This window comes from Pandoraea bronchicola, from assembly GCF_902459805.1.
In the GTDB taxonomy this organism is placed as follows: Bacteria; Pseudomonadota; Gammaproteobacteria; order Burkholderiales; family Burkholderiaceae; genus Pandoraea; species Pandoraea bronchicola.
Genome location: NZ_CABPST010000001.1, coordinates 555220 through 579618, shown reverse-complemented (window position 1 = coordinate 579618; position 24399 = coordinate 555220). Strand labels below are relative to the sequence as shown.

Sequence of the window (24399 nt, the reverse complement as noted above, 5' to 3'; positions counted from 1 at the left end):
GTCTGGCAAAGCTCACGCTGGCGGCAAGTCTCGGTCAGCTGGACGTCGACGCCGTACCGGCATTGGCGTCAATCACGTCCTATCGGCTTACGCCTGAGGACCGGCCGCCAGTTTCCCCGCCGCTGCCCGATCGAGAAAGCGGAACAGGCGGGCATCGTCCGAATATGCGACGTTGAAGCGGAACCAGTGGCAGGGTTCGGTGTGCGCGAGGAAGAATTCGCCCGGCGCCAGCATGATGCTCTCCAGCAACGCGGCTTCGGCCAGTTCGCGTGCCGGTGGCGCCGTCTCGGGCAAGCTGCCGCACACGAACATGCCGCCTTCCGGCTGGGCCAGCAGCGTCACCCCGTGCGACTGCAATTGCGTGATGAGACGTGCGCGCGAACGCGTCAGGCGATCCGACAGACGTTCGATGTGTTTGCGGTGACGTCCCTCGGTGAGAATCGCGTGCACGATGCGCTCGTTGATTTCCGAAGACGTGAGCCCCGCCACCATCTTGCTGCGCGCAATTTCATGCGCCAGTTCGCGCGAGCATGCCAGATAGCCCACGCGTACCGACGGCGAAATCGTCTTCGAGAAGCTCGACACGTAGATCACTCGCGACAGGCCGTCCATTGCCGCCAGCGACGGTGTGCCCGCCGGGGCCAACTCGCGATAGATGTCGTCCTCGACGATCCAGAAACCGTGTTGCTCGGCGCACTGAAGAATGCGATGCGCGGAGGCCGGAGAGAGCGAAGTCCCCAACGGATTTTGCAGTGCGGGGTTCACGAACAGCGCGCGCGGACGATGCGTCTGGGCGGCCTGCTCCAGTGCCGCGAGATCCAGACCCGCTTCCGTGCGCTCGATGCCCACCACATTCAGGCCCGCCAGACGCAATACCGCCAGCAAATTGCAATACGCCGGCGCTTCGACCAGTACCGTGTCACCCGGCTTGAGCAGCGTGCGCACGATCAGGTCGAGCGCCTGTGTCGCGCCGTGCGTGAGCACGATGTGCTCGGGCGGTGCGTCGATGGACAACTCGCCAAGACGGCGTGCCAGCCACTGACGCAACGGCCCGTACCCGTGCGGATGCCCGTAATGCGCGAAATGTGCGCCCGGACCCTTCGAGAGCGAACGCAACGCGCCGTGCAGCCCGTCCTCGTCGAGCCAACTGTCCGGCAACCATCCGCAGCCGCTTTTCACGGCGATGGAGTCATCCGCAAAGATCTCGGAGAGCAACCACGCGTTCGTGACCTCGCTTGCCGCTGCGCTGACTGTCAGGGCACCGCCCGGACTGACGGGGCCGGCTTCGCGCGCGTCCGCCGCGCCCGCGACGAAGAACCCCGCCCCGCGCCGGGCGACGAGCGTGCCGTGCGCGACGAGACGGTCGTATGCCTCCACGACAGTAAATGTGCTGATGCCGTGCGCTTTGGCCAGCGCGCGAATCGACGGCATTCGCATGCCCGCGTGCAGCGTCTGACGCTGCAACGCACGCTCGACCTCCCGCACGATCTGGTCGACCAGAGCTTCCGGCTGGGCGCGATTCAGGGAAAAGGCGAGTGGCTGGACCATGATGTCAGGACGGCGATGGCGGTTTGCGTCGTGTTCGTGTGCAAGTGGGCGGCAGCGGGCGGTGTGCGGCCGAAGACCGGGCCGCCTTGCGAGCCGCTCGTTCCCACGTGGTGGGGGATTGGCGCGTGCCCGCCACATCGGCTGTTGCCAATACAGTTGAGGCAATTAACCGATACAGAATATACATTTTCCGAGTGACTGTACATGTCTGTACCGGTCGGCCTCTCGTAGGATCGATGCCATCCACCCGTGGCGATTTGTTTTGCTGTCCGCGGGACATCCTGATCGTGCCAAGACCTGAGGGGCCCCCGCGATGAACATGAAAGACCTGAATCTCGACATGACGGCGTTCTGGATGCCGTTCACGAACAACCGTCAGTTCAAAAGCTCGCCGCGCCTGTTGGTGAAGGCCGAGGGCATGTACTACACCTCGTCGGACAATCGCCAGATTCTCGACGGAACGGCCGGTCTGTGGTGCGTGAACGCCGGTCACTGCCGCACCGAGATCGTCGAGGCGATCCGTCAGCAAGCCGGTGAAATGGACTTTGCGCCGACGTTCCAGATGGGCCACCCGAAGGCGTTCGAAGCCGCGAGCAAGATCGCCGCCATCACGCCGCAGGGGCTCGATCGCATCTTCTTCACGAACTCGGGGTCCGAATCGGTCGACACCGCACTGAAGATCGCTCTCGCATACCACCGCGCCCGTGGCGAAGGTCAGCGCACGCGCCTCATCGGTCGCGAGCGCGGCTATCACGGCGTGGGTTTCGGCGGTATTTCGGTCGGCGGGATCTCGCCGAACCGCAAGGCCTATTCGGGCCAACTGCTGCCCGCTGTCGATCACCTGCCGCATACGCTCAACATCAAGGAAGCCGCGTTCACGAAGGGCCAGCCGACGTGGGGTGCGCATCTGGCCGATGAACTCGAGCGTCTGGTCACGCTGCACGATGCGTCGACCATCGCCGCCGTGATCGTCGAACCGCTCGCCGGCTCCACTGGCGTGCTGGTGCCGCCGCAGGGCTATCTGCAAAAGCTGCGCGAGATTTGCGACAAGCACGGCATTCTGCTGATTTTCGACGAAGTCATCACCGGTCTCGGCCGTCTGGGCAAGCCGTTCGCCGCGCAGTACTTCGGCGTAACGCCGGACATCATCACGATGGCCAAGGGCGTGAATAACGCGGCGGTCCCGATGGGCGCCGTTGCGGTGAAGACCGGCGTGCACGACACCATTGTCGATGCCGGTAACACGGGCGCCATCGAGTTCTTCCACGGCTATACGTACTCGGGTCATCCGCTCGCGGCGGCGGCGGCTTGCGCCGCACTCGATGTGTACAAGAACGACGGCCTGTTCGAGCGCGCCGCGAAGCTCGCCCCGTATTTCGAGAAGACCATCCACGGTCTGCGCGATCTGCCGAACGTCATCGACATTCGTAATCTGGGGCTGGTCGGCGGTATCGAGATGTCTACCCGCGACGGCAAACCGGGCGCGCGCGCGCATGAGGTGTTCGTCAAGTGCTTCGAGAAGGGCGCACTGGTGCGTTACACGGGCGATATCCTCGCGTTCTCGCCGCCGCTCATCGTGAGCGAAGCGCAACTCGACGAGCTGTTCGGCATCGTGGCAGAAGCCATTCGCGAGACAGCGTAAGCGACGTTGCCTGCCTGCGGGGCGGCCTTGGCGCGATCCGTGCGCCGGGCCACCCTGAGACGCGACGATGCCGGCGCACACCGGCATCCGAACGCAAATGAAAACGCCGTCCGGGGATGCCCGCAGACGGCGTTTGACTTGAGTGCGACGGTGCGCGCCGGGATTATCGAACCGGCGCGATCTCGATGCCTTCGTCGAGCAGGAAGCGGCGAATGCGTTGGGCGAACGCCACGGCGTGTTCGCCGTCGCCATGCAGGCAGACGGTTTGTGCCTGAATCGGCACGAGCGTGCCATCGATGGCGCGCACGCGCTGCTCGCGCACCATCATCAGCGTTTGCGCCAGCGCATCTTCCTCGCGCTCGATCAGGGCGCCGGGAGTGCCGCGTTTGACGAGCGAACCGTCCGGATTGTAGCCACGGTCGGCAAAGACTTCCTCGACAGCCTGCATGCCTGCGGCACGCGCCGCCTTCACCAACTCACCCCCCGCCAGCCCGAAGACAGCCAGATCGGTGTCGAACGCGCGAATCGCTTCGACGAGCGTCTCTGCCAGCGCCGGATCGCGCGCCGCCTGATTGTAGAGCGCGCCGTGCGGCTTGACGTGCGAGAGCCAGCCGCCTTGCGCCCTGACCATCGCGGCGAGTGCGCCGATCTGATACAGCATGCCCGCGCGAACCTCGTCGAGCGGGAGCTGCATTTCGGTGCGGCCGAAATTCTCGCGGTCGGGGAAGCTCGGGTGCGCGCCGATGGCGACGCCATTCTTCAGCGCCCAGCGCACTACCTGCTGCATCGTGCCGGCGTCGCCCGCGTGCCAGCCGCAGGCCACATTGGCCGAGCTGACCAGGGCGAGCAGCGCCTCGTCGTCATCGCAACCTTCGCCGAGGTCGACATTCAGATCGATCTTCATCATGGATTCTCCTGCCGGGGCATGCCGCCGCGTGTGCGCAATGTCAGCGCTTGCGCGTGATGGCCGGTACCCGCGGTGTATTCAGAATGCCGCGATCGTGCCACGCTAGCGCGCGCTCGATCTGGGCAAGATAACGTAACTGTTCACGCAGTGCCTCGCGCGCTTCGGCGGCGCTGCATTCCGAGAAATAGAGGGTGCCGCCGAGCCTCGCCTGTCCGAGCCGCCACAGGTCGGCGCTGATGACGGTGCCGATTTTGGGGTATCCGCCAGTGGTCTGAGCGTCGGCCAGCAATATGATCGGCTGCCCCGACGGCGGCACCTGAATCACGCCCGGCAGCACGCCGTGCGAGAGCAGATCGTGACTGCGATTCTTCTTGCGCTCGAGCGGCTCCGGTCCCGACAGGCGGTAGCCCATACGATTGCTGTTGGGCGTCACCTGCCAAGGGTTCTCCCAGAAACGCTTGTGCGTGGCGGCGGTGAAGTCGTCGTATTCCGGACCGGGCAACACGCGCACGCGATGCGCCAGCGGGTCGGACAGCCACACCGGCGGACGCACCCCCAACGGCTCGACGTGGCGCACGGCGGCGCCGGCGTGGCCGATGGCGATGCGGTCGCCGTCGCGCAAGGCACGGCCTTCGAAGCCGCCAAAGCCGGCGGCCAGATCGGTGCTGCGCGAGCCGAGTGTCTCGGGCACGTCGATGCCGCCAGCCACGGCCAGATAGGTGCGCATGCCGAAGCGGGCCGGGCGCAGTGTCAGCGTCTGGCCACGCGCCACGGGGAAACGCCACCACGACCACACGGGCGTGCCGTCGAGATCGGCGTGACAATCGGCGCCGGTGAGCGCCACGAGAGTGGCAGCGCTAAAGCGCAGCACGCACGCCCCCATCGTAATTTCGAGCGTGGCGGCGTTCAGGTCGTTGCCGACGAGACGGTTGGCGACGGTGCAGGCGAGTGAGTCGACGGCGCCGCCGCTGGCCACGCCATATTCGCGCTGTCGAGGACGGCCCAGATCCTGAACCGTGGTGAGCAGGCCGGCACGCTGGATGTCGATCACAGGTCGAGACTCGCGATAGTGAAGCGCACGCGATCGCCCGGGGCCAGTAAGGCGGGCGGGGTCGCGGCGGGGTCGAACAGGGCGCTCGAGGTGTGGCCGATGATCTGCCAGCCCCCGGGCGAGGTGAGTGGATAGATGCCGGTCTGATTGCCGCCGATGCCCACGGAGCCGGCCGGCACCGACAGTCTCGGCTCGGCGCGGCGGGGCGTGGCGATCGAATCGTCGAGGCCGCCAAGATAGGCGAAGCCCGGCTGGAAACCGAGAAAATAGACGATGTATTCCGGTGCGGTGTGCCGCTGTACGACGGTCTTCGGCTGAAGACGCGCAAGTTTGGCAACGTCAGCCAGATCCGGGCCGTGCTGGCCGCCGTAGTGAACGGGGATCTCAATGTCGCGTCCAACCTCCCCGGCGGCCGGCTGCGTCTGCCAGGCGTCGCGCAGGCGCTCGCCCAGCACGTCGATGTCGGTGGTGAGCGGGTCGAACAGCAGCGTGAGGTTGTTCATGCCCGGCACGACTTCGCGCACGTCGGGCCACTCGCGGGCGAGGGCGGCTACGTGCCAGACGCGGCGCTGCGTGGCAAGCGTAGGCGTGGCACCCGCCTCGCACACGAGCGCACTGTCGCCGAGCGGCAGAATCTTGAGCGTTGTCATGGATTAGCGATGGGTGCCGCGAGGGCGTGCAAAGGTGGCGGATTCCGTCACGATGGCGTCGAGCGCCAGATCATGGGCTTCGGCGCTGAGGTGTTCGATCTCGAGCGCGTCGTAGGCGATGCCGAGCGTTTGCGGGGAGGGTGTCATCGAATGCAGGGTACGGTCGTAGAAGCCGCCGCCGTAGCCCAGTCGCAGGCCATCGCGAGTAAAACCTACACAGGGCACCAGCAGCAGGTCGGGCACCAGCACGTCGGCGTCGGCAGGTACCGGAATGCGGTAGCGGCCTTCCTTCATGGGCGTGGCCGGCGTCCAGCGGTGGAAGACGAGTGGCGTGGCCGGGGCGGTGACCACCGGCAGCGCGGCCAGACGAGGTGCCTCGGGGGACGCCTGGGCGAGCCATGCCGAGACGACCGCGCGGGCATCGAATTCGCCCTGAATCGGCCAGTAAAAGCCCACACAGCGCGGCGCGCGGCGCGACAGTTCATCGCCCAGCCGTGCAGCGAGCGCGGCATCGCGCGCTTCGCGTCCGGCGAGCGTGGCGCGCTCGTCGAGCAATGCCTTGCGCAAACGTGCTTTCCCGGTGGTTGATTCCATCCCATTTCCGGCGGTTTGGGCCGCCGATTGGGCGGGGTCCCGTGCTATGCTTGAATCCACTTTTTAACCGACGCTCCCCGAAGATGTCAGAACGTTTGACCCGAGTATATCGCGCCGCTGCGCTCGCCCTGACCGCTGCCGCGCTCGTCGCTTGCAGTACGACCCAGGCGACCGGCCGTCCCAAGGCGCAATCGGCGGCAAGCCGCTCGGCGACATCTGCCGACGCGCTCTCGCAACGCTCGCCCGACGACATCTTCGTGCAGCTGCGCGAAGCCGCGCGCGCCAACGATGCGCCGCGCGCCACGGCGCTCGCCGCCATGCTCACCGACTACGACGTGCCGTCGTACGTCCGGTACTTCCAGATCAAGTCGCGCATGTTCGATCGCTCGGGCAAGGCGCTCATCGATACGCCCGACGACGATATCCGCGCCTTCTTGCGCACGTATGACGGTCAGGCAATCGCCGACCGCATGCGCAACGACTGGCTGCTGGTGCTCGGCAAACGCCACGACTGGCAGACGTTCGACGCCGAGTATCCGAAGTTCGTGCTCGACGACGACACGCAGGTCAAGTGCTACGCGATGATGTCGCGTGCCGCACGTGGCGAGAACGTCACGCAGGCTGCCACCGATCTGCTGACCACGCCGAAGTACTACGGCGAGGGCTGCGTCGACATGATCAATACGCTGGCCGCAAGCGGCCAGTTGCCCCGCAAGGAAGTCTGGCACCAGATTCGTCTGGCGTACGAGGAAAACTACACCTCGCTGGGCAAGCAGATTGCCGACGCACTCGGTGCGGTGCGTCCGGACGACAGCCTGCTCGATATGGCGGCGACGCGCCCGGCGCAGATTCTCGCGCGCGGTGTCGACGGCACGGAGGCGTCGCGCCAGCTCGCGCTGCTCGCCGTCGTGCGCATGGCCCGCAGCGATGCCATGCTCGCCGCAAGCAGCTTCTCGAGCGTGGCCGGTAGCCTGTCGCAGGACGAGCGCGCGATCGGCTGGGGCGCGATCGGCATGCGCGGCGCGCTGTCGCAGAATCCGATGGCCATCAGTTGGTACCGTCAGGCCGGTAGTGCCAAGCTCTCGAACACGGCGCAGGAATGGAAGATTCGCGCGGCACTGCGCGCAGGCGACTGGAATCTCGTGCGTACCGGGATCGAAGCGATGCCCGCAGCGTTGCGCGAAGATGGCGTCTGGACGTATTGGTACGGCCGCGCATTGCGCGAAGCCGGGCAGGGCGACGCCGCCCGCGCGCAGTTCCAGAAGATCGCCATGCAGACGAACTTCTACGGCCAACTGGCGAACGAGGAGCTGGGCAACAAGACGTCGCTGCCCCCGCGCACGACCGTCACCAAGGCGGAGATCGACGCGAACCGCGCGAACCCCGGCTTTCAGCGTGCGGCCAAGTTCTACGATCTGGGCCTGCGTTTCGAAGGCAATCGCGAGTGGAACTGGGAACTGCGCAACATGACGGATCGTCAGTTGATCGCCGCCGCGCAGTATGCCAACAGCATCGAGCTGTTCGACCGCGCCGTCAACACCGCGGATCGCACGAAGGCCGAGCACGACTTCACGTTGCGCTATCTGATGCCGTTCCGCAGCAAGGTGGAGCCGCTGGCGGCTGCCGTCGATCTGGACGAGGCGTGGGCGTACGGCCTGATCCGTCAGGAGTCGCGTTTCATTATCAATGCGCGATCGTCGGCCGGCGCCGGCGGCCTGATGCAGGTCATGCCAGCCACCGCGAAGATGGTCGCCAAGCAGATCGGCATGGATTACCAGCCCGGCATGATGCACGACATCGATACCAATATCCGTCTGGGTACCAGCTATCTGTCGGATATCTACAATAAGTTCGACGGCTCGGCCGTGCTGGCGTCCGCTGGTTACAACGCTGGCCCGGGGCGGCCCCGCACGTGGCGCTCCACGCTGGACCGTCCGGTCGAGGGGGCGATCTTCGCCGAAACCATTCCGTTCAACGAGACGCGCACGTATGTCGAGAACGTGCTGTCGAACACGACGTATTACTCGGCCGTGATCACGGGCCGTCCGCAATCGCTCAAGGAGCGGCTCGGCGTGATCTTGCCCCAGTGACGGGGCCGCAGTCCCACAGTCATGACGCGGAGGTGACGCATGCGCTATAACGTTTGTGTCGTCGGTGGCACCGGCTTTATCGGCAGCCATCTGGTAGCCCGGCTGGTGACCCTGGGACACGCCGTGCGTTTGCCGACGCGACGCGTCGAGGCGGCCAAGGCGCTTGGCGTGTTGCCTGGTGTGGAACTCGTCGAGTGCGACGTGCACGACCCGCGCGCGCTGGAGCGCGTCATCGCGGGTTGTGATGCCGTCATCAATCTCGTGGGTATTCTGCACAGCGACCGGGGCACGCCCTATGGCCGCGCGTTCGCCCGTGCTCACGTGGAGCTGCCGCGCAAGATCGCGCAGGCATGCAGCGACCGTGGCATCGACCGCCTCATCCATATGAGCGCACTCGGCGCCGATTCCAACGGCCCGAGCATGTATCAACGCTCCAAGGGCGATGGCGAGGTGGCGATTCGCGCGACGGGCATCCCTGTCACGATTTTCCGTCCGTCGGTGGTGTTCGGTCCGGGCGACAACTTCCTGAATACGTTCGCAAAGCTGCAACGGCGTTTGCCGGTGGTGCCGCTTGCGTGCGCCAAGGCCCGCTTTCAGCCGATTTATGTGACGGACGTTGCGCAAGCCTTCGCGGGCGCACTTGATAACGACGCTACCGTTGGCAAGACCTACGAACTAGGCGGCCCAGACGTCTACACGCTCGAAGCGCTGGTGCGCTTTGCCGGTGCGGCGTGCGGTTGTGAGCGACCGATTCTGCCGTTGCCGGACAGCACTGCGCGTTTGCAGGCAGCGATCTTCGAGAGGTTGCCAGGCGAGCCGATCATCACGCGTGACAATCTCGACTCGATGCGGGTCGACAATGTCATGAGCGGCCCGCCGGCCCCCGAACTCGGACTCACGCTGAACGGGCTCGAAATCGCCGTCGATTATCTCGGTGGCGACAACTGGGAGCGGCGTCTGGCGGATTACCGGCGCACCGCGGGGCGCTGACGTTTCACTCTTCCCCATCAGGCGCGCGGCAACCCCCGCGACGCACGCAAGGAATGTCCTCATGCAACTGATCATCGCCAACAAAAAATACTCGTCATGGTCGATGCGTCCATGGGTTGTGCTCAAGCACTTCGGCATCGCGTTCGAAGCGCAGAACGTCTGGCTCGCGCAGCCCGACACTCGCGAGCAGATCCTGCGCTATTCCCCCACGGGCAAAGTGCCGTGCCTGATCGACAACGGTATTACCGTCTGGGACTCGCTGGCCATCTGCGAATACCTGGCCGAGAGCTATCCGCATCTGCCGCTGTGGCCGAAGTCGCGCGAGGCGCGGGCTCATGCGCGTAGTATCTGTGCCGAGATGCACAGCGGTTTTACCGCGTTGCGCACAAACATGTGGATGAACCTCGGTGCGCATTGGCCGGGCGCGGGCGCGACGCCCGAGGCGCTGGCCGACATCCGTCGTGTCGAAGCCATCTGGGAAGATTGCCTCGCGCGTTACGAAGGCCCGTTCCTGTTCGGCGACTTCACCATTGCCGACGCGTTCTATGCGCCGGTGGTGATGCGCTTTGCGACCTTCGAGCCGTCGTTGTCGGCGCACGCACAGGCGTATGCCGACCGCATCCGCGAGGTGGCTGCCGTGCAGGCATGGGTGGCTGCGGGGCGTGCCGAGACGGTGAGCATTGCTTATTACGACGTGCGTCCATGAAGATTTACGCTGTCGGCGGCGCGATTCGCGACGCCATGCTGGGACTGCCCGTCAAGGATCGCGACTACGTGGTGGTCGGCGCGACCCCCGAGGAAATGGTGCGGCGGGGCTTCAAACCGGTCGGGCGCGACTTTCCGGTGTTTCTCCATCCCCAAACCCGTGCCGAATACGCGCTCGCACGCACGGAGCGCAAGACGGCTCGCGGCTATCACGGCTTTTCTTTCTATTTCGCCCCGGAAGTCACGCTGGAAGAAGATCTCGTGCGGCGCGACTTCACCATCAACGCGATGGCGCGCGAAGTCATGCCCGACGACAGTCTGTCGGACGAACTGGTCGATCCCTACGGCGGCAAGCGCGATCTCGAAGCGAGGGTGTTCCGGCACGTTGGCGCAGCTTTCGCGGAAGATCCGGTGCGGATTCTGCGTTGCGCCCGGTTTGCCGCGCGCTTCACGGACTTCGGCGTCGCTGACGAAACGCTTGCCCTCATGCGCGAGATGACGGCCAACGGCGAAGTCGACGCGCTGGTTGCCGAGCGTGTCTGGCAGGAAATTTCACGCGGGCTGATGGAGCGCCAGCCGTCGCGCATGTTCGACGTGTTGCGTGCGGCGGGCGCGCTCGAGCGCATTCTTCCCGAGCTGGCCCAGTTGTGGGGCGTGCCGCAGCGCGCCGATTTTCATCCCGAAGTCGACACCGGCGTGCATGTGATGATGGTGATCGACTACGCCGCGCGGCAGGGCTATTCGTTGCCGGTGCGCTTTGCCGCGCTCACGCACGATCTCGGCAAAGGCACGACGCCAGAGGACGTGTTGCCGCGTCACCTCGGGCATGAGGGGCGTAGTGTCGGATTGCTCGGGCCGTTGTGTGCGCGTTTGCGTGTGCCGGTCGAATGCCGCGAGCTGGCGCAGGTGGTTGCGCGCGAGCACGGAAACATCCACGGCAGCCAGAAGTTCGGGGCGGCGGCGCTGGTGCGTTTGCTGGAACGGTGCGATGCCTTGCGCAAGCCCGACCGGTTCGTTGAAGTGCTGCAGGCTTGCGAGGCCGATGCGCGCGGACGCGGCGGCGATTTCGCAACCGCGCCTTATCCGCAGCGGGAGAGGTTGATGGCTGCGCTCACTGCGGCGCGCAGTATCGATGCAGGCGCTGTCGCTCGTCAGTACGCCGACAATCCTGCGAAGATTCGCGATGCTGTGCAGGCCGCAAGAATCGAGGCCGTTGAAGCGGCGGGACTGGGCGTCGCATCGGCGTAGCAGCCTTAGCGTCGCCCGCCCGCGCAAGGCTTACTCGAACGCTTTGTCGTTCGGATTCGCGTAGAGCTGCTTGAGCTGTTCGCTCATCGGGAAGTTGAAGCTGGTGTTCTTCGGCGGCACCGGCGATTCGAACCACTTCTTGTACATCGTGTTGATTTCGCCGCTCTTCATGACGCCCGCGAGCGTGTCGTCGACGAGTTTCTTGAACTCCGTGTCGCCGTGTTTCATCATGAAGCCGTAAGCCTCGAACGACTGCGGCGTGCCCGTCACGACCCAGTCGTCTGGATTGCGGCCCATCGTGCGCGCTCCCGCCAGCAACACGTCGTCCATCATGAACGCCTGAACACGGCCGCCCTGGAGCATGGTGAACGATTCACCGTAGTCCTTGCCGGAGATGACGCTCATGTTCATCTTCTTGTCGTTGTTCATCTTGTTGAGGATGCGCTCCGACGTCGTGCCCGCATTGGTCACGACAGGCTTGCCCGCCAGATCCGGGAAGTCCTTGATGCCCGAGTTCTTGTTCACGAGCAGACGCGTGCCCGCGACGAAAAACGTATTCGAGAAGTTGACCTGCGCCTGACGTGCTTTCAGGTTCGTCGTCACACCGCACTCGATATCGACCGTGCCGTTCTGCACAAGCGCAATGCGGTTCTGCGAAGTCACCGGGATGAAGCGCACTTGCAGATCAGGCTTCTTCAGACGCGTCTTCACCACGTCGACGATCTTGTTGCACAGATCCTGCGAGTAGCCGATGACGTTGTGGTTGTTGTCGTAATACGAGAACGGAATCGACGACTCACGATGCCCGATGGAGATCACGCCGCTGCTCTCGATCTTCTGCAGCGTCTCCGATGCGGGCTGGGCCAGTGCGGCCCCTGCCGCGACACACATCGCTACGCCCAGCATCACCCCGGTCAATCGCATCTTGATCATGTCCTGCTCCTGAAATGGTCTCACCCTGACTCAGACTTGAATCATTTGTTTCATGGTAATTTTTTTGCAACAAATGATCAAATGGTTGTTAACCCTAGCGGCGGCAGGGTTTGGTGCGCAGGGGTAGCGTTGCGGCACGCCGCGGCCCGCCGGCCTTACGGAAAGCGGCGCACAGGTGAGAAAGCGGGGGAATGGTCAGCGACGCGGCGGCGCCGGCGGACGTTGCAACAGGTGTTGCGTCGCTCGCCGGAAATTACAGCAATCGAATCAGCAGATTGAAGACGAGGGAGAGCACGACGGTCGAGGCGAACGGAAAGACCATCTCGCGACCACGCCAGCGCAGGCGCAGGTCTCCGGGCAAGCGGCCGATGCCGAGTTTGGTGAGCCACGGCGAGGCTGCCGAGAGGATGCAGATCGCAATGAAGATCGTGAACATCCAGCGAAACATCGGCATGGCCTCGGAGAAAGGGGTGGCGTTAGAGCGCGTGGCTGCGGTCGCCTGTGGAGAAGCCGATCAGGCCCGCCCACTCGTCCATGCCGCGTCCGAAGGCGATGACCTTGAAGAGTTCGCCCATCTCGGCCTCGGAGAGGAGCTTTTGCGCGGCGGCAGCCGCCGGCAGGAACGCCTTCGGATCGGTCGGGTCGAGCGCGCTCATCAGGTCGACGATGCCCGCGTTCATCAGGAATCGTGCCTGCGACGTAAAGCCCAGCAGATCGAGCCCGGCGTCGACACCCGCGTCGGCAATCCCGGAAAACTCGACGTGCGCGGTGATGTCCTGCAAGCCCGGATAGTAGAAAGGGTCGTCGTGCGCGTGATGGCGGTAGTGACACATCAAGGTGCCCTGGGTGCGCTGCGGATGATAGTACTCACGCGCCGGGAATCCATAGTCGATGAGCAGCAACACGCCGCGCGCGAGCAAGGGTGCCACGCTTCGCACGAAGGCCGATGCGGGTTCGTGCGTCTCCGTCAGATATTCCTGCGTCGGCGGCAGGCTGGCCAGCGCGTCGAGCGCTTCGGGCAGCGGGCCGGTGTACAGGCGCTCTTCCCACGTGAAGCCATCTTGCGTGCGCGTCACGCCGCGCTCGAACCAGACGGGCTGTCCGTTGTCATCCGGACGGCGCGCCCACAGATGGACCGGCATTGCGTCGAGGACTTCGTTGCCGAGCATCACGCCGTGAAAGGCGTCGGGCAACTGGTCGAGCCATGTGACACGCTCGAGCAGATGCGGGGCGGCATTGGCGATGGTCTCGCGCTGGCGCGCGCGCAGCTCGCCGGAGAGTTCCATGATCGAGTACGTCTCGCAGGGCGTGCCTTCGGTCTCGAGGGCGAGCAGCAGGTCGGCCGCCAGACGCCCGGACCCGGCACCGAATTCCAGCACCTGCGCGTCGCCTGTCTGTTCGAAGATCTCGCCGAGTTGGCGGGCCAACGTGCGTGCGAAGAGCGGCGTGAGTTCCGGGGCGGTGACGAAGTCGCTGCCATCGGCGGCGAGGCGCCCGAACTTGGCGGCGCCCGCGGCGTAGTAGCCGAGGCCGGGCGCGTACAGGGCCAGTTCCATGAAGCGATCGAACGGCAGCCAGCCGCCGGCCGCGTCGATGGCATCGGCAAGATGTGCCGAGAGACGGCGCGAGTGTTCGAGCGCGTCCGGCTCCGGAACGGGTAAACTATGCGGTTTCGGTGCGGCCTGATTCATGCGGGCATTGTAACGGAGACGGTGCAGACTGGCTGCTGGAGATGTTAAAGCGCGTCTGTAGGCGATATCGGCGCAGATTCCGCCGATTTTCGTCGGTTTTTAGCCGTTTTTGCGTGGTTTTTGCCAGTTCTTGCGCTATGTGCCCTTTGTCCGGGCGACGTGAGAGGCTGCCGGGAGCTACGATGCCCAGTGTCCGGCGAAGCCTGCCGCCGTCCGAAGTTCGTCTATCTGCCAGCCCTCTGACCGGAATTCGCCGCATGACCGTTGCATCGACGCCACGCCCCACGCCTGCCGCAGGTGATCTCGCCCGCACGCCCGCCGTGCCGCGCGTGGCGCTCGTGACGGGAGGCGCGCGCCGGATCGGGCGCGCGATCGCGTTGCGGCTCGCTGCCATGGGCTGGGACGTTGCCGTTCACTACGAGCGCTCGCACGACGAGGCGCTCGAGACCGTCGCGGCCATCGAGGCGATGGGACGCAAGGCAGTGGCATTGCAGGCATCGCTTGCCGATGAAGCGGCCACCGCCGGGCTCATCGCCCGCTGCACCGAAGCACTCGGCGTGCCCGCTTGCCTCGTCAACAATGCGTCGCGCTTCGAGTACGATAGCGCCGGCGATTTCGGCTACAAGGCGCTGGAGCGCCATATGCGCGTGAACGCGGGCGCACCGCTCGTGCTCGCGCGCGAGATGCACGCCGCACTGGGCGAGACCCGGCGCGGCGTTGTCGTCAATTTGCTCGACCAGAAGCTGGCGAATCCGAATCCGGACTACCTGTCGTACACGCTGTCGAAGGCGGCGCTGGAAGTGGCGACGACATTGCTTGCCCAGGCTTTCGCCCCGCGTCTGCGCGTGGTCGGTGTGGCGCCGGGCGTCACACTGCTGTCGGTCGATCAGACGCCGGCAGGCTTCGCGGCGGCCCACGCGTCGACGCCGCTGGGCGCTTCGTCGACGCCGGAGGATATTGCGCAGGCTGTGGCGTATCTGGCCGAAGCGCCTGCGGTGACCGGCACGGTGCTGTATGTCGACGGCGGGCAACATCTCGCGAGTTCGTCGCGCGACGTGAAATTTCTGACCGAGCCGGCCGATGCCGACCGGTCTCGTTGATTGTCATTACGAGTTTTCAAAATGCATAGCGCTCTTTCTCACCCCCGCCTGATGGACTGCCGTCGCATGTTCCTGCGCGACTATGAAGTCTTCATCAACATTGGCGTGCACGATTACGAGAAGCGTGGCGAACAGCGCGTGCTGATCAACGTGCAACTGTTCGTGCCGCTCGCCGAGAGCACCCCCGTGGCCGACAAGCTCGACGAAGTCGTCGACTACGACTTCATGCGCGAGACCATTGCCAAGCGGGTGGGGCAGGGCCACATCCATTTGCAGGAAACCCTGTGCGACGACGTCGCGAGTGCGCTGCTGGCGCATCCGCGCGTGCGTGCCGTGGGCGTGTCGACCGAGAAGCCCGACGTCTACCCCGATTGCCACTCGGTCGGCATCGAAGTGTTCAAGATGAAGGATGCCTGACATGAGTGCCGTCATGCCCGAGACCGGCGTGCCATTGGCCGCGACCGGAAACGTTGCCGCCGATAGCGTGAAGAAAGCGCAGAAGCTCGCGTTCGAGAACAACAAGCTCGAGAAGCGGTTGTTCCGACTGACGGGGCAGGCCATCGGCGACTACAACATGATCGAGCAAGGCGATCGTGTGATGGTGTGCATGTCCGGCGGCAAGGACAGCTACGCCATGCTCGACATCCTGCTCAAGCTGCGCGAACGCGCGCCGATCGACTTCTCGATTGTCGCCGTCAATCTCGATCAGAAGCAGCCCGGTTTCCCGGAGCATGTGCTGCCCGATTACTTCCGTTCCATCGGTGTGGATTTCCATATCGAGAATCAGGATACGTATTCCATCGTCAAGCGCGTGGTGCCCGAGGGCAAGACGACTTGCTCGCTGTGCTCGCGTCTGCGTCGCGGCATTCTCTATCGCGTGGCCGGCGAACTCGGTGCGACCAAGGTCGCGCTGGGTCACCACCGCGACGACATTATCGAGACGGTTTTCCTGAACCTTTTCTACGGTGGCAAGCTCAAGGGCATGCCGCCGAAGCTGCAGTCGGACGATGGCAAGAACGTGGTGATCCGCCCGCTCGCCTATGTGCGCGAATCGGATCTGGAGCGTTACGCCGAGTACAAGCAATTCCCGATCATTCCGTGCACGCTGTGCGGCAGCCAGCCGAACCTGAAGCGTGCCGAGATGAAGGCGCTGATCCGCCAGTGGGAGAAGCAGCATCCGGGGCGCATCAAGTCGATTTTCAGCGCATTGTCGAATGTGATTCCGTCGCATCTGATGGACACGAATCTTCACGACTTCAAGAATCTGCGCGCGACGGGGCAGCCCGATCCGCTCGGCGATATCGCGTTCGACGAGGCGCCTTGCGGCGACGAGAACGACGCGGGCATCATTCGCATCACGCAATTCGACGACTGATCGCTGATCGCGCTCACTCACTCTCGCTCGCTAGCCCGATCCATGACGCGGCCCTGCCCACCTGACCGGCGGGCCGCAAGATACCGACACTCCGACTTTCAATTCGTCACGACGCCATGAATATTGTGATTCTCGCTGCTGGCATGGGTAAGCGCATGCGCTCGAAGCTGCCCAAGGTGCTTCAGCCGCTGGCTGGCCGGCCGCTTCTGTCGCATGTGATTGCGACCGCTCGCAAGCTTACGCCGGGCCAGCTCATCGTGGTGATCGGGCACGGGGGTGACGCCGTGCGCGAAGCGGTGGCCGGCGACGGCGTGCGCTTCGCGGAGCAGGCGCAGCAGTTGGGCACCGGGCACGCGGTGCAGCAGGCGGCGGCGCTGCTCGATGAGTCGGTGCCGACGCTGGTGCTCTACGGCGACGTGCCGCTCACGCGCCCTGAAACGTTGCAGACACTGCTCGACGCGGCAGGGAACGACAAGCTCGGCGTGCTCACCGTCGATCTGGAAAACCCGACCGGCTATGGCCGGATCGTGCGCGACGCCGCCGGTAACGTGTTGCGCATCGTCGAACAGAAGGACGCCAACGAAGCCGAATTGGCCATTCGCGAGATCAACACTGGCATCGTCGTGGCGCCTACGCGCGCCTTGAAGGGCTGGCTGAGTGGCTTGAAGAATCAGAATGCGCAAGGCGAGTACTACCTCACGGACGTGATCGCCTGTGCGGTCGCGGATGGCGTGCCGGTCGTCACCACGCAGCCGGCATTCGCGTGGGAGCCTAACGGTGTGAACGACAAGGTGCAACTTGCCGAGCTGGAACGCGACTATCAGCGCAACGCGGCGCGCGCGTTGCTCGCGGCGGGCGTCACCCTTATCGATCCGGCGCGCTTCGACCTGCGTGGCGAGATCGTGTGCGGCACCGACGTCTCCATCGATGTGAATTGCATATTCGAAGGCAAGGTGACGATTGGCGATGGCGCGACCATCGGTGCGAACTGTGTGATTCGTAACAGCACCATCGGCGCGGGCACGCGCATCGAGGCGTTCAGTCATCTGGATGGTGCCGTGGTCGGCGCCGATGCACATGTCGGGCCGTATGCCCGCCTGCGCCCGGGGGCCGATCTGGCCGACGAGGTGCATATCGGTAACTTCGTGGAAGTGAAGAATGCATCGCTCGCGAAGGGTTCGAAGGCGAACCATCTGGCCTATGTGGGCGACTCGACTGTGGGCGCGCGAGTGAATATCGGCGCGGGCACCATTACGTGCAACTACGACGGCGCGAACAAACATCGTACGGTGATCGAGGACGACGTCTTCATCGGTTCGGACACCCAGCTCGTGGCGCCAGTGACGGTGCGTCGCGGCACGACGATTGCCGCCGGTACTACGGTGTGGAAAGACACGCCGGAAGACGCGCTGGTGCTTAACGGGAAGACGCAGGAAGCGAAGCTGGGATACGTCCGTCCGAGTAAGCAGAAGCGGTAAAATGCGCGGTTTATGGGCTGGCTTACGCGACAGGTGCGTGCGCTGGCGAATCAAGACGAATCGAACGCGATTGAACGAGCCAGGGTATCTGGCAAAAAGGAAGCGAATATGTGCGGCATTGTCGGCGCGGTAGCGCGACGTAATGTAGTACCGGTGTTGGTGGAAGGTCTGCGCCGTCTGGAGTATCGCGGCTACGACTCGTGCGGCGTGGCGGTGTTGAAGGACGGCGTGCCGCAGCGCGCTCGCAGCGTGTCGCGCGTGGCCGATCTCGACGAGCAGCTTGCGCAAACGCAACTGAGCGGCGAGACGGGCATTGCTCACACCCGTTGGGCGACGCACGGCGCGCCGGTCACGAACAATGCGCATCCGATCTTCTCGCGTGACGATGTGGCGCTGGTCCACAACGGCATCATCGAGAACCACGAGAGCCTGCGTGAGGAGCTGCGGGGTTTGGGCTACGAGTTCGTATCGCAGACCGACACCGAAGTCATCGCGCACCTGATTCACCACATTCTGTCGAACGGTGCGGCCGGTGATCTGTTCCACGCGGTGCGTCTGGCGACGCGCCGCCTGCACGGCGCGTATGCCATTGCCGTTTTTCGCAAGGAAGAGCCGCACCGGGTGGTCGGCGCTCGTGCGGGCTCGCCGCTGGTCGTGGGCGTCGGTGAGGGCGAGAACTTCCTCGCCTCGGACGCGCTGGCGCTCGCGGGCACGACCGACCAGTTCATCTATCTGGAAGAGGGCGATATCGTCGAACTCGCGCTCGAGGGCGTGACGATCGTGGATCGCAACCATGTGGCCGTCGAGCGCGAAGTTCGTACGGTGCAGGCGTACTCGGGCGCGGTGGAGTTGGGGCCGTATCGTCACTACATGCAGAAGGAAATCTTCGAGCAGCCGCGCGCTATCGGCGACACGATGGAGGGGGTGGAAGGCATTTCGCCGACGCTCTTCGGCGAGAAGGCGGAAGCGGTGTTGAGCAACATCGACTCGATTCTGATTCTGGCGTGCGGCACGAGTTACTACTCGGGCCTGACGGCCAAGTACTGGCTTGAATCGCTGGCGCAGATCCCCACGCAAGTGGAAGTGGCGAGCGAGTACCGCTATCGCGACAGCGTGCCGAATCCGAAAACGCTGGTGGTGACGATTTCGCAGTCGGGCGAGACGGCCGACACGATGGCGGCGCTGCAGCATGCCCAATCGCTGGGCATGACGAACACGCTCGCGATCTGCAACGTGGCGACCAGTGCGATGGTGCGCCAGACGACACTGCACTATCTGACGCGTGCCGGCACGGAAATCGGCGTGGCGTCGACCAAGGCATTCACGACGCAACTGACCGCGCTGTTCCTGCTGACACTGACGCTCGCGAAGCTGCGGGGCCGATTGAGCGCGGCGCAGGAAGCCGACTACCTGACGCAGTTGCGCCACCTCCCGGCGGCCCTTCATAGCGTGCTGGCGTTGGAGCCGCAGATCATTGCTTGGGCAGAAGTGTTCGCGCGTCGCGAGAATGCGCTGTTCCTCGGACGCGGCCTGCATTATCCGATTGCCCTGGAAGGTGCGCTCAAGCTCAAGGAAATCTCGTACATCCACGCTGAGGCCTATCCGGCGGGCGAGCTCAAGCACGGCCCGCTCGCGCTGGTGACGGAAGAGATGCCGGTGGTGACGGTCGCGCCGCGTGACGCGCTGGTCGAGAAGCTGAAGTCGAACATGCAGGAAGTGCGTGCGCGCGGCGGCCAACTGTACGTGTTTGCCGACGGCGACACGCAGATCGCCAACGCCGACGGCATTCACGTGATCCGTATGCCGGAGTACTACGGTCAGCTCTCGCCGATTCTGCACGTCGTGCCGCTGCAACTGCTCGCGTATCACACCGCCTGCGCACGGGGCACCGATGTCGACAAGCCCCGCAACCTCGCCAAGTCGGTGACGGTGGAGTAAGTCGAGAGGAAGCGTTCATCGCGCTCCCGTGAGACAAGGCCGGCTTCGCGACTAGCGAGCCGGCCTTTTTCGTTGGTGGATGAGGCGCAATCCGTCCATCCAAACGTCGTGCATTCGCGTTGGATCGACGCCTCGTCCCAGTCAGCTTTGCCGGAAGAACTGCGCTTCGTCCGAGAGCGGCCAGTACAGGCCTTGCAGATGCTCTCGTGCGAACGACGTGATGTCTGCGGTACTCAAGCCCACGCTATCCACAGAGATGATCTGCGTCGCGAGATGCTGGTAATAGGCACGGAAGTGGTTCGCCCCTTTCAATGCGATGAGCTGATGTGCGCCGACATCAAGACCGTGAAGCGCGAACGGTTCGACGTCATAGATCTGCTCGGCACGTGAAGCCACGATGACATCCACACCGTCGATGACGAGCCGGCACATGGCGCCCAGGTCGAAGCGCACGCCGGCGAACATCGCGCCGGGCCGGTTCACGAACTTACCGTCGGTAATCGACTTCACGTAAGCCTCTGCCTCGATAGGCTGACCTTGGTAACGCCCCAGCTTCCCACCCAACGACACGTGAATCGTTGCGCCGGCGCCGGCCGCTTGTGCTTGCGCGACAACCGCGGCGTCGTTGATAGAGGCGAAGCATGCCGTTCCCGGCGCAGGACGCGCCGCCAGCAAGGCGCGCAAGAGATGCGTGCCATCGCCGGGGGTGCCGCCGCCCGGGTTATCGGCATACTCATTCACAACGACGGGGCCGTGCGTGGCAGCGAGCGCCGTGGCCACGCCTTCGGCTGGCGACGGGAAGGACGGACGAAACGCTTCGCGATGGCGCCAGATCCAGTCGGCGACTTCATCCGCCAGCGCCTGAGCCGTTGGTGCGTCCCCGTTCGTCGTACACACGACCGTCGGGCAAGGTGCCGCAATATCCGCGTACGGGAAGCCATGAAACCAGGAGCAATCCACCACGCCGTCTCGTTTTGCAAGCCGCGCGCAAAGGTCGTTGACGAGCGCCGGTGTGAAGCCGTCCTGCGTGGTGACGATGTAGGGCAGCATGGGTAAGCGCCGCATCGCAACGACTGGCGTCAGATGCCCCTCAAGGATCTGCACCAGCAACCCGACCGCCTCCACGCCACGGTCAAAAAAATCCGTATGCGGGTACAGCTTGCAGGGCAGCGTGATGTCACAGGCGCTGCGCATTTCCTCGGTGAAGTTGCCGTGCAGGTCGTAGACCGCCGCGATGGGAACGCCGGGGCCGACAAGTGCTCTGACGGCAGTGGCGAGATCGCCTTCAATATCTTGCGTGCCGTCGGCAACACCCGCGCCGTGCAGCGCGAGCAATACGCCATCGACCGGCAGCGTCGCGCGAATGCCTTCGAGGATTTCCTGCTTCATCGCTGCGTAGGCGCTCGCTTCGATCGTGCCAGACGGTGTGGCCTGTCCCACAAACGTGTGTTCGAGCGTGACGCCGGCGTGGCGCGCGCCTTCGATGAAACCGCCAACCTGGTGATTGGATTTGTCGAAGGCGACGGGGATCGCCTCGCGCCAGTATTGCTCGAACGCACGCAACGGCGTCATACCGGAGAATTCGGCCGCATAGGTGTTCGTTTCGTGGATGATGCCGGCAACAGCGAACCGGACAGAAGCGCGTTCGGTGGTCAAGGTCATGGTCTCCTGAGTCAGTCTGACTCGGCTCATCGGTTCACCGTCTTCGGGTCGAAGCTCAGCGCGATCAGGGCGCTCACGACGAGCGAGCCTGCAATGATGAGGATCGCCGGGGCGGTGCTGTGATAGGTGTCGCGAATCCAGCCGATCAGGTAGGGACTCACGAATCCCCCCAGATTGGCCAGGCTGTTGATGGCGCCGATCGACGCTGCTGCGGTGGCGCCGCCCAGGAAAGCCGTCGGCAACGTCCACATGATGGGCGAGAAGCTGATGATGCCAGCGGCAGCCACCGAAAGCGAAATAATCGCGAGCGTCAGATGCTGTCCCGTGAACACGCTGGCGACGAGGCCCGCCGAGCCGAGCAACATGATGCCGGCCAGATGCCAGCGCCGTTCACGCCGGCGATCCGAGCTTCTGCCAACGGCGACCATCGCCACGGCGGCAACGCAGTAAGGAATGGCACTGAGCAAGCCGACCTGAAGCCCGCCTACCGCACCGGCGTCTTTGATGAGCGTGGGCAGGTAGAAGCCCAGCGTGTAAAGCGCCATCATCGCCGGAAACGTCATCAGGATGATCTTCCCAATGCGCGCGTCGCGCACGATATGCGACAAGGGCATATGCGGGCGTCCCTGATCGTCTTGCGCAATGTCGTGCGCGATCAGCTCGCGCTGTGCCTGCGTGAGCCATTGGGCATCTTTGACGCGGTCCGTCAGAATCAGCAGAACACCGATCGCCAGCGGGATCGTGGGCAGTGCTTCGAGCACAAAGACCCACTGCCACCCGGCATGGCCGCCGACTTGATGGAAAGCATCGAGAATCCAGCCGGAGAGCGGGCCGCCGAGAAGCCCTGCCACCGGAATGCCCGCCTGAAAGATGGCCGTCATCTTCGCGCGGCGGCGATTGGGAAACCAGTACGTCAGAAAGAGAATGACGCCCGGGTAGAACCCGGCTTCCGCAACGCCCAGCAAAAAGCGCACCACATAGAACTGCCACGGCGCGCTGACGAAAGCCATGATGCCGGAGAGCAGGCCCCAGGAGATCATGATGCGTGCAATCCACAGGCGTGCGCCGACACGATGCATGATCAGATTGCTCGGGACTTCGAACAGCATGTAGCCGACGAAGAACAGACCGGCACCCAATCCATACGCCGCTTCACTGAATTGCAGATCGGCAAGCATATTGAGCTTCGCGATACCGATGTTGACGCGGTCGAGATACGCGACCACGTAACAGAGCATCAGGAAGGGGATGAATCGGATGGCGACCTTGCGGTACGTCGCATCTTCGAATGTCGTGCGCTCGATGCCTGCGCCGATGTCCGGCGAAATCGTTGCCTGTTGTTTCATGAGCCTGACTCCCGCAGCGGGTAGGTAAGTTCGTGGAATCAACTGGTCTGCAACGCGGATTCCCCGCGCTGCGCCAGTTCATCAGCATGGTCGTGAAATGCTTTGAGTTCTTCGGGCGGCACCAGAGAGCCGCCAGTGGACCAGATCACGTGCGTCGCGTGATTCATGTCGAGCGCGTGCCGTCGAACGTAGGCCTGTCCCTCTGGTGAATCGCACATCCATCGAGGGCCACCGATGCCTGCGGCTGCGGACGGTTCGACCAGCACACCGAGACTGGACCTCAGCAAGCGAAGGTGCAGGAAGAGTTCGGCATCGGAGACGGTGAATACGCCCGAGAGCTGCGATGCCATGAGCGGGGCCACCAGATGAGAGGCTTCGCCCACGGCCAGGCCATCGGCATCGGTCTTGTTGTCGAGACCGATGTCGTAGACCGTGACGGGACTGTCGCTGTGCGACGCCAGTTGCACCAGCATGCAAGGCGAGGCGACCGGCTCGGCGAAGACGCAGTGAACGTGTTCGCCGAACAGCGCTTTCAGCCCATAGGTGATGCCGCCCGGGGCGCCGCCGACGCCGCAGGGAAGGTAGACGAACAGGGGGTGCTGCGCATCGACCGGGCGGCCCGCCTCTTTGAGTTGCACGGCGAGGTGGCGTGCGCTCGCGGCGTAGCCGAAGAACAGCAGGTCCGAGCGTTCGTCGTCGACGAAGTGACTGTGCGGCAGCGCCACTGCCTGTGCCCGGCCAGCGGCGACGGCCTCGGCATAGTCGCCGACGTGCTCAACAACGCGAACGCCCCGTTTGCGCAGACGGTCCTTCTTCCATGTCTTCGCCTCGGCGGACATGTGTACCACGGTGTCGAACCCCAGCGCGGCAGCCATCACACCAATGCTCAGGCCGAGATTTCCCGTGCTGCCGACAGCGACGGTGTACTGCGCGAAGACGGCTCGCGCTCGCGGCGTGTTGAGCTGGCGACGGTCGTCGTCCGGCGATATCACCCCGCGTGCCAGCGCAATTTGCTCGGCGACGGCCAGCACCTCGTGAAAGCCGCCGCGGGCCTTGATCGAGCCGGCGACGGGCAAGGCATCATCTCGCTTGAGGAACCAGGCGCTGGCGTCGGCGGCGCCGTCGCGGGATATCGCGGTCTTCAACGGGGTGGCAGGCATCAATGCCGACTCGATCTTTCCGCCGGTGTCATTCAGTTCGGGGAAAAGCTCGGCGAGAAGCGGCGCGCAGCGGGCCATGCGGGCTTCCGCGTCCAGAATCAGCGCTGTCGAAGGAGCGGTGGCGGGCAGCGGCTGTCCGAGCCGGTCGTTCAGCCAGAGTGCGGGCGTTTTTGCTTGAAGCCTGGCTAATATGGCTTCGAACTGGGCAGGGGCAGACATAGTTGGCATTTCGTTCGTAATTTGCTGATACTTGCCACGATGCTAGCGTCTGGTCTCAGGTAAAAATAGCGC

At 64.3% G+C, this 24399-nt stretch carries 21 protein-coding genes; 10 read left to right on the top strand and 11 right to left on the bottom strand.

The genetic code is table 11. From position 1 onward, the window contains the following. Positions 1-87 precede the first annotated feature (87 nt). Complete coding sequence (locus tag PBR20603_RS02625) at positions 88-1548, bottom strand: aminotransferase-like domain-containing protein (RefSeq protein WP_150557971.1); 1461 nt, start codon at positions 1546-1548, stop codon at positions 88-90. A gap of 313 nt (positions 1549-1861) precedes the next feature. Here PBR20603_RS02625 and aptA point away from each other — a divergent pair, with 313 nt between their 5' ends. Continuing rightward, the gene (gene aptA / locus PBR20603_RS02620) at positions 1862-3190 is read left to right on the top strand and encodes an omega-aminotransferase AptA (protein WP_150557970.1); all 1329 of its coding nucleotides are present in this window, start codon (positions 1862-1864) and stop codon (positions 3188-3190) included. Positions 3191-3353: 163 nt separating this feature from the next. Here aptA and pxpA read toward each other — a convergent pair whose 3' ends face one another. From pxpA to PBR20603_RS02600, 4 genes are read right to left on the bottom strand one after another with little or no spacing between them, the layout of a single operon-like run. Then, the gene (gene pxpA / locus PBR20603_RS02615) at positions 3354-4094 is read right to left on the bottom strand and encodes a 5-oxoprolinase subunit PxpA (RefSeq protein ID WP_174977774.1); all 741 of its coding nucleotides are present in this window, start codon (positions 4092-4094) and stop codon (positions 3354-3356) included. A gap of 43 nt (positions 4095-4137) precedes the next feature. After that, the gene (locus PBR20603_RS02610; RefSeq protein WP_150557968.1) at positions 4138-5148 is read right to left on the bottom strand and encodes a 5-oxoprolinase subunit C family protein; all 1011 of its coding nucleotides are present in this window, start codon (positions 5146-5148) and stop codon (positions 4138-4140) included. Continuing rightward, positions 5145-5798: a 5-oxoprolinase subunit PxpB gene (gene pxpB / locus PBR20603_RS02605; protein WP_150557967.1), complete on the bottom strand. Its 654-nt coding sequence runs from the start codon at positions 5796-5798 to the stop codon at positions 5145-5147. The genes PBR20603_RS02610 and pxpB overlap by 4 nt, the downstream gene beginning before the upstream one ends. A gap of 3 nt (positions 5799-5801) precedes the next feature. Next, positions 5802-6392, bottom strand: coding sequence for a 5-formyltetrahydrofolate cyclo-ligase (locus PBR20603_RS02600; protein WP_174977753.1), 591 nt, complete (start codon positions 6390-6392; stop codon positions 5802-5804). Positions 6393-6475: 83 nt separating this feature from the next. Here PBR20603_RS02600 and PBR20603_RS02595 point away from each other — a divergent pair, with 83 nt between their 5' ends. From PBR20603_RS02595 to PBR20603_RS02580, 4 genes are all read left to right on the top strand, one after another. Then, positions 6476-8482 (top strand): lytic transglycosylase domain-containing protein, encoded by a 2007-nt coding sequence (locus PBR20603_RS02595; RefSeq protein ID WP_150557966.1) that lies wholly within the window; start codon positions 6476-6478, stop codon positions 8480-8482. A 39-nt stretch (positions 8483-8521) separates the two neighbouring features. Beyond that, positions 8522-9472 carry a complex I NDUFA9 subunit family protein gene (locus PBR20603_RS02590; protein ID WP_150557965.1) on the top strand — a complete coding sequence of 317 codons (951 nt, stop codon included), beginning with the start codon at positions 8522-8524 and terminating at the stop codon, positions 9470-9472. A gap of 61 nt (positions 9473-9533) precedes the next feature. Continuing rightward, positions 9534-10178: a glutathione S-transferase family protein gene (locus PBR20603_RS02585; protein ID WP_150557964.1), complete on the top strand. Its 645-nt coding sequence runs from the start codon at positions 9534-9536 to the stop codon at positions 10176-10178. After that, on the top strand, positions 10175-11425 hold the full coding sequence (locus PBR20603_RS02580) for a multifunctional CCA addition/repair protein (protein ID WP_150557963.1): 1251 nt from the start codon (positions 10175-10177) through the stop codon (positions 11423-11425). Before PBR20603_RS02585 ends, PBR20603_RS02580 begins: the two co-directional genes overlap by 4 nt. A 30-nt stretch (positions 11426-11455) precedes the next feature. Here the strand turns inward: PBR20603_RS02580 and PBR20603_RS02575 are convergent, their stop codons facing one another. The 3 genes from PBR20603_RS02575 to PBR20603_RS02565 all read right to left on the bottom strand — a co-directional run bounded on the left by PBR20603_RS02575 (position 11456) and on the right by PBR20603_RS02565 (position 14049). Further along, complete coding sequence (locus tag PBR20603_RS02575) at positions 11456-12358, bottom strand: glutamate/aspartate ABC transporter substrate-binding protein (protein WP_150557962.1); 903 nt, start codon at positions 12356-12358, stop codon at positions 11456-11458. Between the two features lie 253 nt (positions 12359-12611). Continuing rightward, a complete protein-coding gene (locus tag PBR20603_RS02570; RefSeq protein ID WP_370834466.1) occupies positions 12612-12812 on the bottom strand; it encodes a DUF2905 domain-containing protein in 201 nt (66 codons plus the stop codon). A 22-nt stretch (positions 12813-12834) separates the two neighbouring features. After that, positions 12835-14049 carry a class I SAM-dependent methyltransferase gene (locus PBR20603_RS02565; protein ID WP_150557961.1) on the bottom strand — a complete coding sequence of 405 codons (1215 nt, stop codon included), beginning with the start codon at positions 14047-14049 and terminating at the stop codon, positions 12835-12837. Between the two features lie 257 nt (positions 14050-14306). On the opposite strand from PBR20603_RS02565, the gene PBR20603_RS02560 reads away from it, so the two are divergent. The 5 genes from PBR20603_RS02560 (at position 14307) to glmS (ending at position 19940) form a co-directional block, all read left to right on the top strand. Then, positions 14307-15149, top strand: a complete 843-nt coding sequence (locus PBR20603_RS02560) for an SDR family oxidoreductase (RefSeq protein ID WP_246174335.1) — start codon at positions 14307-14309, stop codon at positions 15147-15149. 21 nt (positions 15150-15170) lie between these two features. Continuing rightward, positions 15171-15566 (top strand): dihydroneopterin aldolase, encoded by a 396-nt coding sequence (locus PBR20603_RS02555; RefSeq protein ID WP_010805521.1) that lies wholly within the window; start codon positions 15171-15173, stop codon positions 15564-15566. 13 nt (positions 15567-15579) lie between these two features. After that, positions 15580-16524 carry a tRNA 2-thiocytidine(32) synthetase TtcA gene (gene ttcA, locus PBR20603_RS02550; RefSeq protein ID WP_150558301.1) on the top strand — a complete coding sequence of 315 codons (945 nt, stop codon included), beginning with the start codon at positions 15580-15582 and terminating at the stop codon, positions 16522-16524. Between the two features lie 116 nt (positions 16525-16640). Continuing rightward, on the top strand, positions 16641-18002 hold the full coding sequence (gene glmU / locus PBR20603_RS02545; protein WP_150557960.1) for a bifunctional UDP-N-acetylglucosamine diphosphorylase/glucosamine-1-phosphate N-acetyltransferase GlmU: 1362 nt from the start codon (positions 16641-16643) through the stop codon (positions 18000-18002). 108 nt (positions 18003-18110) lie between these two features. Next, positions 18111-19940: a glutamine--fructose-6-phosphate transaminase (isomerizing) gene (gene glmS / locus PBR20603_RS02540; protein WP_150557959.1), complete on the top strand. Its 1830-nt coding sequence runs from the start codon at positions 18111-18113 to the stop codon at positions 19938-19940. 141 nt (positions 19941-20081) lie between these two features. Here glmS and PBR20603_RS02535 read toward each other — a convergent pair whose 3' ends face one another. From PBR20603_RS02535 to dsdA, 3 genes are read right to left on the bottom strand one after another with little or no spacing between them, the layout of a single operon-like run. Next, positions 20082-21602: a M81 family metallopeptidase gene (locus PBR20603_RS02535; protein WP_150557958.1), complete on the bottom strand. Its 1521-nt coding sequence runs from the start codon at positions 21600-21602 to the stop codon at positions 20082-20084. A gap of 26 nt (positions 21603-21628) precedes the next feature. Beyond that, positions 21629-22948 carry an MFS transporter gene (locus tag PBR20603_RS02530; RefSeq protein ID WP_174977752.1) on the bottom strand — a complete coding sequence of 440 codons (1320 nt, stop codon included), beginning with the start codon at positions 22946-22948 and terminating at the stop codon, positions 21629-21631. A 38-nt stretch (positions 22949-22986) separates the two neighbouring features. Next, positions 22987-24336 carry a D-serine ammonia-lyase gene (gene dsdA / locus PBR20603_RS02525; protein WP_150557957.1) on the bottom strand — a complete coding sequence of 450 codons (1350 nt, stop codon included), beginning with the start codon at positions 24334-24336 and terminating at the stop codon, positions 22987-22989. Positions 24337-24399: the final 63 nt, after the last annotated feature.

Bases quoted from the DNA above. Each gene is read 5' to 3' on its own strand.
- PBR20603_RS02555 (WP_010805521.1), top strand. From the start codon at position 15,171: ATGCATAGCGCTCTTTCTCACCCCCGCCTGATGGACTGCCGTCGCATG.
- PBR20603_RS02580 (WP_150557963.1), top strand. From the start codon at position 10,175: ATGAAGATTTACGCTGTCGGCGGCGCGATTCGCGACGCCATGCTGGGA.
- PBR20603_RS02590 (WP_150557965.1), top strand. From the start codon at position 8,522: ATGCGCTATAACGTTTGTGTCGTCGGTGGCACCGGCTTTATCGGCAGC.
- glmS (WP_150557959.1), top strand. From the start codon at position 18,111: ATGTGCGGCATTGTCGGCGCGGTAGCGCGACGTAATGTAGTACCGGTG.
- pxpA (WP_174977774.1), bottom strand. From the start codon at position 4,094: ATGAAGATCGATCTGAATGTCGACCTCGGCGAAGGTTGCGATGACGAC.
- PBR20603_RS02575 (WP_150557962.1), bottom strand. From the start codon at position 12,358: ATGATCAAGATGCGATTGACCGGGGTGATGCTGGGCGTAGCGATGTGT.
- pxpB (WP_150557967.1), bottom strand. From the start codon at position 5,798: ATGACAACGCTCAAGATTCTGCCGCTCGGCGACAGTGCGCTCGTGTGC.
- PBR20603_RS02625 (WP_150557971.1), bottom strand. From the start codon at position 1,548: ATGGTCCAGCCACTCGCCTTTTCCCTGAATCGCGCCCAGCCGGAAGCT.
- PBR20603_RS02560 (WP_246174335.1), top strand. From the start codon at position 14,307: ATGACCGTTGCATCGACGCCACGCCCCACGCCTGCCGCAGGTGATCTC.
- aptA (WP_150557970.1), top strand. From the start codon at position 1,862: ATGAACATGAAAGACCTGAATCTCGACATGACGGCGTTCTGGATGCCG.
- dsdA (WP_150557957.1), bottom strand. From the start codon at position 24,336: ATGCCAACTATGTCTGCCCCTGCCCAGTTCGAAGCCATATTAGCCAGG.
- PBR20603_RS02565 (WP_150557961.1), bottom strand. From the start codon at position 14,049: ATGAATCAGGCCGCACCGAAACCGCATAGTTTACCCGTTCCGGAGCCG.
- PBR20603_RS02600 (WP_174977753.1), bottom strand. From the start codon at position 6,392: ATGGAATCAACCACCGGGAAAGCACGTTTGCGCAAGGCATTGCTCGAC.
- ttcA (WP_150558301.1), top strand. From the start codon at position 15,580: ATGCCCGAGACCGGCGTGCCATTGGCCGCGACCGGAAACGTTGCCGCC.
- PBR20603_RS02595 (WP_150557966.1), top strand. From the start codon at position 6,476: ATGTCAGAACGTTTGACCCGAGTATATCGCGCCGCTGCGCTCGCCCTG.
- PBR20603_RS02570 (WP_370834466.1), bottom strand. From the start codon at position 12,812: ATGCCGATGTTTCGCTGGATGTTCACGATCTTCATTGCGATCTGCATC.
- PBR20603_RS02585 (WP_150557964.1), top strand. From the start codon at position 9,534: ATGCAACTGATCATCGCCAACAAAAAATACTCGTCATGGTCGATGCGT.
- PBR20603_RS02530 (WP_174977752.1), bottom strand. From the start codon at position 22,948: ATGAAACAACAGGCAACGATTTCGCCGGACATCGGCGCAGGCATCGAG.
- PBR20603_RS02535 (WP_150557958.1), bottom strand. From the start codon at position 21,602: ATGACCTTGACCACCGAACGCGCTTCTGTCCGGTTCGCTGTTGCCGGC.
- glmU (WP_150557960.1), top strand. From the start codon at position 16,641: ATGAATATTGTGATTCTCGCTGCTGGCATGGGTAAGCGCATGCGCTCG.